We start from the raw sequence: 14885 nt of genomic DNA, 5'->3' as shown, positions 1-14885 counted from the left end.
CTCCTACAGACTTGATTCGACGCCGTGGCGCACGACGCGTTTTTCCAGGTCGCCGCCCAGCCAGTAACACAGGTCGGCCGGACGATCGATTTGCCAGGCGACAAAATCCGCGACCTTGCCGACCTCCAGCGAACCATGGGTGTCAGCCATGCCCAGTGCGGTGGCGGCATGAATCGTCGCGCCGGCCAGGGCCTCTTCCGGGGTCATGCGCAAGCAGGTACAAGCCATGTTCAGCATCAGGCGCAACGACAGTGCCGGCGAGGTGCCCGGGTTGAGGTCGCTGGCGATGGCGATTTTCACGCCGTGCTTGCGCAGGGCCTCCATCGGCGGCAATTGGGTTTCGCGCAGGAAGTAAAAGGCGCCGGGCAACAGCACCGCGACCGTGCCGGACTTGGCCATGGCAATGGCGTCATCCTCGGTCATGAACTCCAGGTGGTCGGCGGACAATGCGTGATAACGCGCCGCCAGGCTTGAACCATGCAGCGACGACAACTGCTCGGCATGCAGCTTCACTGGCAGGCCCAGTTTCTGGGCGGTGATGAACACCCGCTCGACTTGTGCCGGGGAGAACGCCAGGTACTCGCAGAACGCGTCCACCGCATCGACCAGACCTTCGGCGGCCAGGGCCGGGAGCATGTCGGCGCAGATGTGATCGATATAGTCGTCAGCGCGATCCTTGTACTCCGGCGGCAAGGCGTGAGCCGCCAGGCAGGTGCTGCGCACGCTGACCGGCAGTTCGGCGCCGAGGCGACGGGCCACGCGCAGCATCTTGCGTTCGTTGGCCAGGTCCAGGCCGTAGCCGGACTTGATTTCGATGCTGGTGACACCATCACGCATCAGGCTTTTCAGGCGCTTGGCGGCACTGGCGAACAGTTCATCTTCGCTGGCTGCGCGGGTGGCGCGCACGGTGCTGGCAATACCGCCACCGCTGGCGGCAATTTCCGCGTAGCTGACGCCTTGCAGGCGCTGTTCGAATTCACCGCTGCGGTTACCGCCGAACACCGTGTGAGTGTGGCAATCGATCAGGCCCGGCGTGACCCAGGCCCCACTCAAATCATTGACGGCCGGGTACTCGCCCGCCGGCAATTCACCGCGTGGGCCGATCCACTCAATGTGCGCTCCTGACGTCACGATGGCCGCGTCCTCGATGATCGAGTAGACGCCTTGTGCCATGGTTGCGACGTGACAGTGTTGCCAGAGAGTTTTCATCCGTGGCCTCCATTAGGTTATCGATGAGAAAAAACAGGGTCCTGTGTCACCAGGGCTGCCTGGCCCGCCGCCGGTTTCACCCACGTCAGGTAGGCCAGCACCAGCAACACGATCCAGACCACGCCGACGATCAGCGCTGCCTGGGTGTCCGGGAAATAGCCCAGCACGCCGAAGATGAACAGCATGAAGACAATCGCCGCCGCTGGCGCATAAGGCCACAGCGGTACCGGGAATTTCAGTTGTGCCACCTGCTCGGCGCTCATGGACCGGCGCATGGCCACCTGGGTCACCAGAATCATCAGCCAGACCCACACAGTGGCAAAGGTCGCGATGGAAGCGATCAACAGGAACACGTTTTCCGGGATCAGGTAATTCAGCAACACACCCAGCAACAGCGCGGCACTCATCACCACCACCGTCATCCATGGCACGCCATTGCGCGACAGGCGGGCGAAGCCCTTGGGTGCATGCCCTTGCTGGGCCAGGCCGAACATCATGCGGCCAGCGCCGAAGATGTCACTGTTGATCGCCGAAATCGCCGCCGTGATCACCACGATATTGAGGATGGTGGCCGCCGAGCTGATCCCCAGCTTGTCGAAGATCTGCACGAACGGGCTGCCCTGGCTGCCGATCTGCTGCCATGGAAAGATCGACATCAGCACCAGCATCGTCAGCACGTAGAACAGCAGGATCCGCAACGGTACGGCATTGATCGCCCGGGGCAGCACGTGCTGCGGATCCTTGGCTTCACCTGCCGTTACGCCGATGATTTCAATACCGCCAAACGCAAACATCACTACCGCGAACGAAGCGATCAGACCGCCCATGCCATTGGGCATGAAACCGCCGTGGTTCCAGAGGTTGCTGATGTCGGTCGCCTGGCCTGGGGCCGAGCTGATGCCGAACCACATGATGCCGAAACCGCCCAGGATCATCGCGACGATGGCCGCGACCTTGAGCAGCGACAGCCAGAACTCCATTTCACCGAAGACTTTGACGTTGCACAAGTTCAGGCCGCCAACGATGGAAACGACACCCAGCACCCAGATCCAGCGGGAAACCTCCGGGAACCAGAAGCCCATGTAAATACCGAATGCAGTGACGTCGGCCATGCCGACGATGACCATTTCGAATGCGTAGGTCCAACCGAGGATGAAGCCTGCCATCGGCCCCAGGTAGGTGCTGGCGTACTGGCCGAAAGAGCCGGCCACCGGGTTGTGCACCGCCATCTCACCGAGGGCGCGCATGACCATGAACACCGCCGCGCCGCCGATCAGGTAAGCGAGCAGTACCGCAGGCCCGGCCATTTGAATGGCCGAGGCAGATCCATAAAACAGCCCGGTGCCGATTGCCGACCCCAGCGCCATGAAGCGAATATGTCGGGCAGAGAGCCCGCGTTTCAAACCTTTTTCTGGCTGTTGCATTTCTCGTCCCTAATTATTGTTATTCGACGCTAAATCGAATCGCTGGCAAGCCAGCTCCTACAGGTTCAACGCGATCCATGTGGGAGCGGCGGTGCGACGATTCGACTTGCTCGCGAAGGGGCAATTACAGGCTAGGCAGCAACTTCGCCGTTACCAGTTCGTTCAGGCAACGCGAGGCCAACAATTCAGACGCCGCATTGATGTCCGGCGCAAAGAACCGGTCCTTCTCATAGAAAGGCACGTCGGCACGCAGGATGGCACGGGCCTTTTCCAGCTTTGGCGAAGTCTTAAGGCCGTTGCGCAGGTCCAGGCCCTGCACTGCCGCCAGCCATTCCACCGCGAGAATCCCGCGGGTGTTCTCGGCCATTTCCCACAGACGCTTGCCAGCCGCTGGAGCCATGGAAACGTGGTCTTCCTGGTTGGCGGAAGTCGGCAGGCTGTCCACCGAATGCGGATGGGACAATGCCTTGTTCTCGCTGGCCAGTGCCGCAGCGGTCACCTGGGCGATCATGAAGCCGGAGTTCACGCCACCGTTGGCCACCAGGAACGGCGGCAGTTGCGACATGTGCTTGTCCATCATCAGCGAGATACGGCGCTCGCTCAGGGAGCCGATTTCGGCGATGGCCAGCGCCATGTTGTCAGCGGCCATGGCCACTGGTTCTGCGTGGAAGTTGCCACCGGAGATCACGTCACCTTCAGCGGCGAACACCAACGGGTTGTCGGAAACGGCGTTGGCTTCGATCGCCAGTACTTCGGCCGCTTGACGGAACTGGGTCAGGCAGGCGCCCATGACTTGTGGCTGGCAGCGCAGGGAGTACGGGTCTTGTACCTTTTCGCAGTTTTCGTGGGAGTCGGACACTTCGCTGCGCTCGCCCAGCAGGTCGCGGTAAGCGGCGGCGGCGTCGATCTGGCCTTTCTGGCCACGGGCAGCGTGGATGCGGGCGTCGAACGGCGAACGCGAACCCAGGACCGCTTCAACGGTCAGGCCGCCCAGGGCCAAGGCACCGGCGAACAGGTCTTCGCCTTCAAACAGGCCACGCAAGGCGAAAGCGGTGGACACCTGAGTGCCGTTGAGCAGCGCCAGGCCTTCTTTCGCGGCCAGGGTCAGCGGGGTCAGACCTGCAACTTTCAGCGCTTCGGTGGCTTCCATCCACTCGCCTTTGTAGCGTGCCTTGCCTTCGCCCAGCAGCACCAGGGACATATGGGCCAGAGGCGCCAAGTCACCGGAAGCACCGACCGAACCTTTCAATGGAATGTGCGGGTACACCTCGGCGTTGATCAGGGCGATCAGCGCGTCGATCACCACGCGGCGGATGCCAGAGAACCCACGGCTCAGGCTGTTGACCTTGAGCACCATGATCAGTCGCACCAGCTCATCGCTGATCGGCTGGCCGACACCGGCGGCGTGGGACAGCACCAGCGAGCGTTGCAGGTTTTCCAGGTCTTCGCTGGCGATGCGGGTCGAGGCCAGCAGGCCGAAACCGGTGTTGATGCCGTAGGCGGTGCGATTTTCGGCGAGGATCTGTTCCACGCAGGCAACGCTGGCTTCGATCTGGGCCGAGGCGCTGTGGTCGAGGGTCAGTTTCACCGGCTGCTGATAGACGTCACGCAGTTGGGCGAGGCTCAGTTGGCCGGGAATCAGGTTTAGCGCAGTCATTTTGTGCTCCTTTTGAGAGTTGTTGTTAACTCACCAGACGCTCCGGAGATGTCCGTTGTCCGTCGCGTCTGCCTTTTGGGGAGCCGCGCCTTGGCACGCTGGTGTTGTTGAAATCAGTTCAGGTTGGGAAAAGTGTTGTGCAGCAAAGTCGGGTCTTTCAATACAGCGGCAGCGGCGGCGATGTCCGGTGCCAACCAGCGATCCTGGTCGTAGGGGGCAACATGCTCGCGCAGCAGACGCCAGGCCGCATCGGTGCCGGCGCCGAAGCGTTGTTCTTTCAAAAATTCAAACGCCTGGGCTGCCAGCAAATACTCGATGGCGAGGATCTGCGTGCAGTTTTCGAGCGCGCGGTGCAGCTTCAGCGCGGCGTTGGTGCCCAGGCTCAGGTGATCTTCCTGCAGGCCCGACGTCACGAAGTTATCCAGCACCGCCGGTTGCGCCAGTTGACGGTTTTCCGCACACAGCGAAGCGGCGACGTATTGCACGATCATCATCCCGGAGTTCACCCCCGGGTTGGCCACCAGGAAGGCCGGCAGGCCACTGACGTGCGGGTTGATCAAACGGTCCAGGCGACGCTCGGCGATGGAGCCGATTTCCGCCATGGCAATCGCCAGCAGGTCCGCCGCCATTGCCACGGACTGGCCGTGGGGGTTGGCTTGGGACACCACGCGATAGCTGTCCGCAGTACCCAGTACCAGCGGGTTATCGGTGGTGCCGTTGAGTTCGGTTTCGATCTGTTTGCTCGCGTGTACCAATTGGTCGCGAGCGGCGCCGTGCACCTGCGGGATCGAGCGGATGCTCAGGGCGTCCTGGGTACGGATGCCTTTGCTCTGGGCAATTACTTCGCTGCCGTCGAGCAAGGCCCGCAGGTTGATCCCGACCTGTTGCATGCCAGGGTGCGGCTTGAGCGCGATGATCTCGGCATCGAAGGCGTCGATCTGCCCGCGCTGGGCCTCGAAGCTCATGGCACCGATCACGTCGGCCCATTCCAGCAGGCGCGTGGCATCGGCAATCGCCAGGCAGCTCAAGCCGGTCATGCACGGCGTACCGTTGACCAGGCACAAACCGTCCTTGGCACCGAGCTTGACCGGTTGCAAGCCTTCTTCGGCCAGCGCTTGCTGCGCGGAAACGACCTGGCCGCGATAGCTGACATTGCCAACGCCCAACAGCGCGATGCCGATGTGCGCCATGTGGGTCAGGTAGCCCACGGAACCCTGGGACGGCACTTGCGGCGTGATGCCACGGTTGAGCAGGGCCAGCAGGGCTTCGACGACCTGACGGTGCAGGCCGGATTTACCGTGGCTGTAGTTGACGACGGCGGCGCACATGATCGAGCGGGTCTGCTCGTTGGTCAGTGGCGCGCCAACGCCACAGGCGTGGCTGAGCAAGGTGTTGCGCGACAACTGGCTGAGTTGTTCGTCCTGCAGCGAGACGTTGCACAGCGCGCCCAGGCCGGTGTTGATGCCGTAGGCACGTTCGCCACTGGTAACGATGCGCTGGACGATGGCCTGCGCGTTTTCGATGCGCGCCCAGATCGGTGCCGACAGTTCAAGCTGTGCGCCATGACGAGCAACGGCGACCACGTCCTGCCAACTGACCTGCGCCTCGGTGATAACGATTTTTTCAGCCTGGGACATCTTCAACCTCATCTAAATAAAATCAAAAGATCGCAGCCTTCGGCAGCTCCTACACCGAGTACGGCTCACTTCTGTAGGAGCTGCCGCAGGCTGCGATCTTTTAGAGCCTTAAACCACCGCCGCCCGACGCTGCACAAAGCGGTCTACATACTCATCCGCCGGCGAATGCAGGATCTCTCGTGGCGTGCCGACCTGAATCAGGCGGCCATCCTTGAGGATCGCGATGCGGTTGCCGATGCGCACGGCCTCGTCGAGGTCGTGGGTGATGAAGACGATGGTCTTGTGCAGGGTCTTTTGCAGCTCCAGCAACTGGTCCTGCATCTCGGCGCGGATCAGCGGGTCGAGGGCGCTGAACGCTTCGTCCATCAGGATGATGTCGGTGTCCGCCGCCAGGGCGCGGGCCAGGCCCACACGCTGACGCATGCCGCCGGAAAGCTGGTGCGGGTATTTGTTTTCGTAGCCCTTGAGGCCCACGGTGTTGATCCAGTGCAGCGCACGCTCGGCACACATGGCTTTGCTTTCGCCACGGATTTTCAGGCCGTAGGCGACGTTGTCCAGCACGCTCTTGTGCGGCAACAGGCCGAAGCTCTGGAACACCATGCTGATCTTGCGCCGACGAAATTCGCGCAGGGCTTCCATGTCGTATTGCAGGATGTCCACGCCGTCCACCAGGATCGCACCGCTGGTCGGGTCGATCAGGCGGTTGAAGTGGCGGACCAGGGTCGACTTGCCGGAACCCGACAGGCCCATGATCACGAAGATCTCGCCGCTGCCGATGCTCAGCGACAGGTCGTTTACGCCGACCACGCAGCCGGTTTCGGCCAGCACCTGGTCCTTGGTCTTGCCCTGGCCGACCATGGCCAGGGCCTCCTTGGCACGGTTGCCGAAAATCTTGAAGACGTTCTTGACTTCGATCTTGCTCACGGTTGCGTTGTTCATTTGCTCACCTCATGCCGTGCGCGACCGTACGCCTGTGTAATGCGGTCGATCACCACAGCCAGAATCACGATCGCCAGACCGGCTTCAAGGCCACGTCCGACGTTGAGGGTCTGAATCCCCACCAGCACGTCTTCACCCAGGCCACGGGCACCGATCATCGAGGCGATCACCACCATCGAAAGGGCCATCATGGTGGTCTGGTTGATCCCGGCCATGATGCTCGGCAGGGCCAGCGGCAGTTGCACGCCGAACAGTTGCTGCCAGCGGTTGGCACCGAAGGCGTTGATCGCTTCCATCACTTCGCCGTCGACCTGGCGAATGCCCAGATCGGTCAAGCGGATCAGCGGCGGCGCGGCGTAGATCACCGTGGCGAAAATCGCCGGGACCTTGCCCAGGCCAAACAGCATCAGCACCGGGATCAGGTACACGAAGCTCGGCATGGTCTGCATGATGTCCAGCAACGGCATCAGTATCGAACGCAGGCGATTGCTGCGCGCCGAGAGAATGCCCAGCGGAATGCCGATCAACACCGAAATGATCGTCGCCACCATCATCAGCGCCAGGGTCTGCATCAGTTTGTCCCAGAGGCCGACCGCTCCCACCAGGAACAGCAAACCAACGATGACGGCAGTGGTCACGACCTTGCGGGTCGCATGCCAGGCCACACCGGCCACGATCGCCAGCATCAGCCACCAGGGTGCGGCACGCAGCAGGCCTTCAAGATTGACGATGGCCCACAACAGGGTGTCGGAGATGTGCCGGAACACGTCGCCGTAGTTGGTGACCAGCGAATCGACCCAACCGTTGACCCAGTCGGCGATGGAAAAGGTAAAGCTTTCGGGAAACATAAGAGACTCTCAATCAAGGGGTTGCGATCAAGCATCCGACTGCCGTTGCCGACAGCCGGAGAAGCTCGACCTACAAGGCCGCGTCGATTTTCTTGGCTGCGTCTTCGCTCACCCATGCGTGCCAGACTTCAGGATGTTCCTTCAGGAAGATCTTGGCCAGTTTTGGTGATTCGATCCGCTCTTTGGTCATGCGCCCAAGGTTCTGGTTCAGCAGGTCGATCGGCACGTTGACCTTTTCCAGCACGGCCACCAGCTCCGGGGCTTCGTCGTGGAAAGTCTTGGACAGGCCGACCTTGATATCCACGGTCTTGTTCACGCCTGGTTTCTCTTCGAGTTTCACCGCGTCGATCTGGCCCATCAGCGGCGTTGGCGACCAGTAGTAGAACAGGATCGGCTCGCCACGCTTGTAGCTCGACAGCACCGCGGCATCCAGCGCCGGGCCGGTGCCTGGGCGGAAGTTGGTGTAGGTGCTTTCCAGGCCGTAGCTCTTGAGCATTTCGCTGTTGTCCAGCTCACAGGTCCAACCGGCCGGGCAGTTGTAGAAACGCCCCTTGGACGGCTCTTCGGCGTCCTTGAAGATCGCCGAGTATTTGCCCAGGTCAGCAATGTTTTTCAGGTCCGGAGCCTTGGCTTCCAGCTTGCGCTTGGCGTCGCCTTCGATCACGTAGCGCGGCACGTACCAGCCTTCGATCGCGCCAACCACCGGTGCGCCGACACCGACGACCTTGCCGGCCTTCTCGGCCTTGTTCCAGACTTCACTGCGGCCGACCCATTCTTCGGCAAACACTTGAATATCGTTGCTGCTCAGGGCGTTTTCCATGGTGATGGAGTTGCCTGGCAGGCTGTCGGTCTTGCAGTCGTAGCCTTTCTCCAGCACGACTTGCATCACGTCGGTCAGCAGCATGGCGCTTTCCCAGTTCAAACCGGCGAACTTCACCGGTTTGCCCGACTCGCACCAACCCGCCGCCTGAGTGGCGCCAGCGCTGGCCAGCAGGCCCATGGAAAGCAATGTGGTCAGCAGGGTCTTGTTCGATTTCATTGTTGTGACGCTCCTAATCATGAATTGGCTTACGGCAGTCAAGAGGCATCCAGCCCTGTCCACGTCCAATCAGGCCTGCGCCGCAGCGCGACCGACTTCGCTTGTTGTTAGGTCTGCAACGTCGTGATCTCTGTAGGAGCTGCCGCAGGCTGCGATTAAAAGATCAAGATCAAAAAATCGCAGCCTGCGGCAGCTCCTACAGAGCAAGCATTACTTGCCGGTAATCATCGGCAGGTTCAGCCCTTGTTCCTTGGCGCAGTCGATGGCGATCTGGTAACCGGCATCGGCGTGACGCATGACGCCGGTCGCCGGGTCGTTGTGCAGCACGCGAGCGATACGCTCGGCCGCTTCGTCAGTACCGTCGCAGACGATCACCATGCCCGAGTGCTGGGAGAAGCCCATGCCGACGCCGCCGCCGTGGTGCAGGGAAACCCAGGTCGCGCCGCTCGCGGTGTTCAGCAGAGCGTTGAGCAGTGGCCAGTCGGAAACGGCGTCGGAACCGTCCTGCATCGATTCGGTTTCGCGGTTAGGGCTCGATACCGAACCGGAGTCCAGGTGGTCGCGGCCGATCACGATTGGCGCGGACAACTCGCCGCTGCGCACCATTTCGTTGAACGCCAGGCCCAGCTTGGCGCGCAGGCCCAGACCAACCCAGCAGATACGTGCTGGCAGGCCCTGGAAGCTGATGCGCTCGCGGGCCATGTCCAGCCAGTTGTGCAGGTGGGCGTCGTCCGGGATCAGTTCCTTGACCTTGGCGTCGGTCTTGTAGATGTCTTCAGCGTTGCCCGACAGCGCAGCCCAACGGAACGGCCCGATGCCACGGCAGAACAGCGGACGGATGTAGGCCGGTACGAAGCCTGGGAAGTCGAATGCGTTTTCCACGCCTTCTTCCTGCGCCATCTGACGGATGTTGTTGCCGTAGTCGAAGGTCGGCACGCCCATTTTCTGGAACTCGAGCATCGCCTTGACGTGCACGGCCATCGATTGCTTGGCGGCCTTGATCACAGCGGCAGGTTCAGTCTTGGCGCGAGCGCGGTACTGGTCCCAGGTCCAGCCGGCAGGCAGGTAACCGTTGAGCGGGTCGTGGGCGCTGGTCTGGTCGGTGACCATGTCCGGGCGCACGCCACGCTTGACCAGCTCCGGCAGGATTTCAGCGGCGTTGCCCAGCAGCGCGATGGAAATCGCCTTGCCTTCCTTGGTGTATTTGGCGATGCGGGCCAGAGCGTCGTCGAGGTCGGTAGCCTGCTCATCGACGTAGCGGCTTTTCAGACGGAAATCGATGCTGACCTGCTGGCATTCGATGTTCAGCGAGCAAGCGCCGGCCAGGGTTGCAGCCAGGGGCTGGGCGCCGCCCATGCCACCAAGGCCGGCAGTCAGGACCCAACGACCTTTCAGGTCATCGTTGTAGTGTTGGCGACCGGCTTCTACGAAGGTTTCGTAGGTGCCCTGGACGATGCCCTGGCTGCCGATGTAGATCCAGCTGCCGGCGGTCATCTGGCCGTACATGGCCAGGCCTTTGGCGTCCAGTTCGTTGAAGTGTTCCCAGCTCGCCCAGTGTGGAACCAGGTTGGAGTTGGCAATCAGTACGCGCGGGGCGTTGCTGTGGGTCTTGAACACGCCGACCGGCTTGCCGGATTGCACCAGCAGGGTCTCGTCGTCGTTCAGGTTGGTCAGGCTTTCGACGATCTTGTCGTAGCATTCCCAGTTACGTGCAGCGCGACCGATACCACCGTAAACCACCAGTTCTTTAGGGTTCTCGGCGACTTCCGGGTCGAGGTTGTTCATCAGCATGCGCAGCGGCGCTTCGGTCAGCCAGCTCTTGGCGGTCAGCTTGTTACCGCGTGCGGCACGGATTTCAACGTCACGAAACTTAGTAGGTTTAATGTCAGTCACGAAAAAGACTCCTCAGCAATCAATCCAAACCAACCCAGGCAGTGGGCGAGCAAGCCAATGGGCATCAGTGCACACCAGCGAATCAGTGGACGATGGTTGAGTCCTCGTGACTCATACACATACGTCTTTACTTGTACATACAAGCATATGCAATCAAGCGGCCAACTTGTTGGATGAGCATTCAAGAAAAATTCGGAAATGGCTGGAGAGCGCCTGGAACAAGGGTTCTGGCGTAGATGAAAAATTTTCGGGGGGATTTTTGTGGCGAGGGGATTTTGTTACTTGAGCGTGATATTGCGCCACGCTGGGGCATTCGGTAACAAAGTGGTGCGCTTTCGGGAACGCTGAAATGCAAAAAATCGCAGCCTTCGGCAGCTCCTACATGGGATGGTGTGCATCCTGTAGGAGCTGCCGAAGGCTGCGATCCTTTGAAAATTCAGAATCAGCGTGCGGCCAGCTCAATCACACAGCATGGACCATTGACGGAGACTTCCAGCAGCCCGGCGTTACCGTCGAGTTGCAGGCAGTCATGACGACCGAGCTTCGAAGCGCTGTTACCGACCACAACTTCCAGCGCATCGCTGATGCTGAACACCAACACCGTGCCCGCTGAACTGAAGAACCGCTGCTCACCGCTCAACCACTGCAACCGCGCGGCATAACGCTGCGGCGCGTAAATCAGATTGAAATCACGAATCGACCCGCCCAGCAATGTGCAGGCAACCTTGCTTTCACCACTGAAGGCAAACGGGTCCAGCGGTAACAGTGGCCGAGTGTCCTGGCCATCCACCGTCAGGCTCATGCCGTCGCCCTGCAAAACGGTGATCACTCGCTCGTAACCGGCGAAGGTGGAAAAGCCGCCCGATTCGCCAATGTCGGCAATCGACAGGCGCCAGCCAAAGCCATCCAGGCCGGTGCCGGCATCGCGGGTGATCTCTTCGGTGCTGCCGCCGCCGTTTTTCCACGGCATGCGCGGGTAATCTTTGGCGCGTAAAACCTTCAACTGATTCATTTATGAAACCGACCTTCCAGACGATGACGGGAACCGGGGTGGATCAAGCGAGCGGCGGTCACTGGCTGACGACCGGACCAGGTGCGGCGACGGATCAGCAGGCACGGCTCGCCTTTTTCAATCTGTAGCAATTTGCATTCGGACGGCTCGGCCAGGATCGCCTCAACCACGTGCTCGCCTTCGGTCAGCGGCGCGACCTGATTCAGGTAGGCGTAGGGCGTTTGCAGGGTGAAGTCCTGTTTAAGGTAGTCCGGCGCCACCAGCGCATTGACGAAACGGTCTTCGATTTGCACCGGAATATCGTTTTCGAAATGCACGATCAGCGAATGGAACACCTTCTGCCCTTCGCGCATGTCCAGGGCCAGGGCGCGCTCGGAGCCGGCGGCTTCTTCTTCGAGCGTGATGACCTTGCAGGTGTGGCGATGGCCGCGAGAGGCGATTTCGTCGGCGATGTTGTGCACTTCAAACAGCGCAGACTGGCTTTTCGGCTCGGCGACGAACGTGCCGACGCCCTGCATGCGCACCAGCAGGCCATCGGCGGTCATCTCGCGCAGGGCGCGGTTGATGGTCATGCGGCTGAAGCCCAACTGGCTGACCAGCTCGCTTTCCGACGGAACGCGGTAGTGCGGCGGCCAGTTTCCACTGTCGATTTGCTGGGTGATCATTTGTTTGACGCGGGCGTACAAGGGCGCCGGACTGTCGCCCATGTTCGCGGCCAACGGAGAGACTGGAGGCGGAGTCGGCACGGTTAATCCTTGGTCATTTGATTGATGTCGCTAGCTTGCCGGAGTTTACCGGGCAGGCAAACGTCTGTATATGTATATACAAATAACACACGATGGGGTGCTGAACCATGTCCGCCTTCTTTGCCGAACGCGCGCTGCTGCCTAGTGGATGGGCCAACAATGTACGTCTTGAGGTCAGCGCCGACGGCGTATTGACCCATATCCAGGCCGATTCCAACGCAGATGGCGCCGAACGGTTAAGCGGTCCGCTGTTGCCTGGCATGCCGAACCTGCACTCCCACGCTTTCCAGCGGGCCATGGCCGGGCTGGCGGAAGTGGCGGGCAATCCGAACGACAGTTTCTGGACCTGGCGCGACCTGATGTATCGCCTCGTCGGAAAAATCAGCCCGGAGCAACTCGGCGTCATCGCCCGTCAGCTGTACATCGAAATGCTCAAGGCCGGTTACACGTCGGTGGCGGAATTTCATTACGTACACCATGACATCAATGGCCAGCCTTACGCGGACCCGGCCGAACTGGCCCTGCGTATCAGCCAGGCTGCGGGTTCCGCCGGTATCGGCCTGACCCTGCTGCCGGTGCTCTACAGCCATTCCGGTTTTGGCGGCCAGGCTCCGAACGAAGGCCAGCGCCGTTTCATCAACAGCACCGAAAACTACCTCAAGCTGCAATCGCGCCTGCAACCGGTGCTGGCGCAGCAACCGGCGCAAGCACTGGGCCTGTGTTTCCACTCGCTGCGCGCGGTAACACCGCAGCAGATAAGCGAAGTGCTGGCGGCCAGCGACAAGCAATGCCCGGTGCACATCCACATTGCCGAGCAGCAGAAAGAAGTCGACGACTGCCTGACCTGGAGCGGTCGTCGTCCGCTGCAATGGCTGTATGAAAACGTCGATGTCGATCAGCGCTGGTGCCTGGTCCACGCGACCCACGCCAACCCGGAAGAAGTCACGTCGATGGCCAGAAGCCGCGCCATCGCTGGCCTGTGCCTGACCACCGAAGCCAACCTGGGCGACGGGATTTTCCCGGCGGTGGATTTCCTCGCTCAGGGCGGTCGCATGGGCATCGGTTCCGACAGCCATGTGTCGTTGAGCGTGGTGGAAGAATTACGCTGGCTGGAATACGGCCAACGTCTGCGCGACCAGCGGCGAAATCGTTTGTATGGCGCAGATCAGCCAATGGTCGGTCGTACGCTGTTTGATGCGGCGCTGGATGGCGGCGCCCAGGCACTGGGCCAGCCGATTGGCGCCCTGGAAGTCGGCAAGCGCGCCGACTGGCTGGTGCTCGACGGCAACGATCCGTACCTGGCAACGGCCAGTGGCGACGGGATTCTCAACCGTTGGTTGTTTGCCGGCGGCGATCGCCAGGTGCGGGATGTGCTGGTCAATGGTCAATGGGTCGTGCGTGACGGTCGGCATGCGGACGAAGAGGAAAGCAGCCGCGCCTTCACCCAGGTCCTGCGCGACTTGCTCGGTTAAAAGCAAAAGATCGCAGCCTGCGGCAGCTCCTACAGGTTCCGTGTTTATCCGCATGATTGCGACCAACCGGATCGATGTAGGAGCTGCCGCAGGCTGCGATCTTTTTCAGTCGCACCGCTAGTTAGATGTCTTCGCCATCTGCTGTTCCGATGCCCGCCAGATCAGCCGCGTGGTGTCGTAACCCTGCTGACGCGCCTTGCTCAGCAGCTCCTCACGCACCACACCGTTCACGGTCGGCGTGCGCGACAACAGCCACAGATACTTGCGGCTCGGATCACCGACGATGGCGGTCTTGTAGTCATCGCTGACATACAGCACCCAGTATTCGCCCTTCGCCGTACCCGGGATCAACCTGGAAAACCAGGTATCGAACTCGACCCACAGCTTGTCGTTCTTGCCGGGCGTCTGTGGATAAGCCGTGCCCTTGACCTCTTCCCATTGCCACTGCGCCGTCAGGCAGCGGTTCAACACCGCGACGTTGCCGTCGGGCTTGAGCGTGTAATGGGCTTCGGACTGCGCGCAGTCGCGCTGGAAGTACATCGGCATGCGAGCCAGCTCGTACCAGGTGCCCTGGTAGCGCTTGAGGTTAACGCTATTGACTGTCTTGGGGGCCAACGGGTCCGGGCCAGACGTGGCACAGCCGGCCAACACCAGGCCGGCAAAAAGGATGATCAATAACCGCTTCATTATTTTTCTCCCGTGGGCGATCGCCCCGGTTTACTTCAGGCCTTGGCCGGAAAACATCAGCACTTTGTCACCGGCGAACTGCACGCTGATAAAGCTGTTCTTGTCGCCCCAGGTGCAGCTGGACATGCCGAGCGCGCCTGAACAATCGGCGGGTTTGCCCAACAGGGTCTCCACTTCGGCCTTGGCCATGCCGGCGGAGAGCTTCGAGTAGTTTTCCTGATTGACCTTGCTGCAGGCAGCGAGCAATACGCAGAACGAAAGCAGGGCGATGGAACGCAACGACATGGTGAAACTCCGGGGGCGTAGGGGATTGGCATGGCTG

The 14885-nt window shown here is 61.0% G+C and carries 13 protein-coding genes; 1 reads left to right on the top strand and 12 read right to left on the bottom strand.

All coding sequences use genetic code 11. The features are described 5' to 3' along the window. Window positions 1–3 precede the first annotated feature (3 nt). The 10 genes from hutI to hutC form a co-directional block, all read right to left on the bottom strand. Window positions 4–1209, bottom strand: coding sequence for an imidazolonepropionase (gene hutI, locus ACM6G4_RS17020; protein ID WP_056725752.1), 1206 nt, complete (start codon window positions 1207–1209; stop codon window positions 4–6). Between the two features lie 17 nt (window positions 1210–1226). After that, entirely contained in the window at window positions 1227–2633 is a 1407-nt protein-coding gene (locus ACM6G4_RS17015; protein WP_056725755.1) for an amino acid permease, read from the bottom strand. Window positions 2634–2757: 124 nt separating this feature from the next. Beyond that, entirely contained in the window at window positions 2758–4290 is a 1533-nt protein-coding gene (gene hutH, locus ACM6G4_RS17010) for a histidine ammonia-lyase (protein WP_409078526.1), read from the bottom strand. A gap of 113 nt (window positions 4291–4403) precedes the next feature. After that, window positions 4404–5927 carry a histidine ammonia-lyase gene (gene hutH, locus ACM6G4_RS17005; RefSeq protein ID WP_414914160.1) on the bottom strand — a complete coding sequence of 508 codons (1524 nt, stop codon included), beginning with the start codon at window positions 5925–5927 and terminating at the stop codon, window positions 4404–4406. Between the two features lie 108 nt (window positions 5928–6035). Further along, a complete protein-coding gene (locus ACM6G4_RS17000; RefSeq protein ID WP_110658356.1) occupies window positions 6036–6866 on the bottom strand; it encodes a quaternary amine ABC transporter ATP-binding protein in 831 nt (276 codons plus the stop codon). Then, a complete protein-coding gene (locus ACM6G4_RS16995; protein WP_046039591.1) occupies window positions 6863–7714 on the bottom strand; it encodes an ABC transporter permease in 852 nt (283 codons plus the stop codon). Before ACM6G4_RS16995 ends, ACM6G4_RS17000 begins: the two co-directional genes overlap by 4 nt. A gap of 70 nt (window positions 7715–7784) precedes the next feature. Beyond that, window positions 7785–8753 (bottom strand): ABC transporter substrate-binding protein, encoded by a 969-nt coding sequence (locus ACM6G4_RS16990; protein ID WP_056725760.1) that lies wholly within the window; start codon window positions 8751–8753, stop codon window positions 7785–7787. A 210-nt stretch (window positions 8754–8963) separates the two neighbouring features. Further along, window positions 8964–10646 carry a urocanate hydratase gene (gene hutU / locus ACM6G4_RS16985; RefSeq protein WP_056725762.1) on the bottom strand — a complete coding sequence of 561 codons (1683 nt, stop codon included), beginning with the start codon at window positions 10644–10646 and terminating at the stop codon, window positions 8964–8966. 442 nt (window positions 10647–11088) lie between these two features. Then, the gene (locus ACM6G4_RS16980) at window positions 11089–11658 is read right to left on the bottom strand and encodes a HutD family protein (RefSeq protein WP_414914159.1); all 570 of its coding nucleotides are present in this window, start codon (window positions 11656–11658) and stop codon (window positions 11089–11091) included. Then, a complete protein-coding gene (gene hutC, locus ACM6G4_RS16975) occupies window positions 11655–12365 on the bottom strand; it encodes a histidine utilization repressor (RefSeq protein ID WP_162135916.1) in 711 nt (236 codons plus the stop codon). The genes ACM6G4_RS16980 and hutC overlap by 4 nt, the downstream gene beginning before the upstream one ends. A gap of 146 nt (window positions 12366–12511) precedes the next feature. Between hutC and ACM6G4_RS16970 the strand changes: the two genes are divergently transcribed. Further along, the gene (locus ACM6G4_RS16970) at window positions 12512–13876 is read left to right on the top strand and encodes a formimidoylglutamate deiminase (protein WP_414914158.1); all 1365 of its coding nucleotides are present in this window, start codon (window positions 12512–12514) and stop codon (window positions 13874–13876) included. A gap of 117 nt (window positions 13877–13993) precedes the next feature. Here the strand turns inward: ACM6G4_RS16970 and ACM6G4_RS16965 are convergent, their stop codons facing one another. Together ACM6G4_RS16965 and ACM6G4_RS16960 are read right to left on the bottom strand one after the other, a co-directional pair. Beyond that, window positions 13994–14563, bottom strand: a complete 570-nt coding sequence (locus ACM6G4_RS16965; protein WP_056725768.1) for a lipocalin family protein — start codon at window positions 14561–14563, stop codon at window positions 13994–13996. 30 nt (window positions 14564–14593) lie between these two features. Further along, window positions 14594–14848 (bottom strand): hypothetical protein, encoded by a 255-nt coding sequence (locus ACM6G4_RS16960; RefSeq protein ID WP_056725770.1) that lies wholly within the window; start codon window positions 14846–14848, stop codon window positions 14594–14596. Window positions 14849–14885 lie beyond the last annotated feature (37 nt).

It is taken from the genome of Pseudomonas sp. IT-P258 (genome assembly GCF_949767825.1).
Classification (GTDB): domain Bacteria; phylum Pseudomonadota; class Gammaproteobacteria; order Pseudomonadales; family Pseudomonadaceae; genus Aquipseudomonas; species Aquipseudomonas monachiensis.
This window is presented reverse-complemented; position numbering and strand designations above follow the sequence as displayed.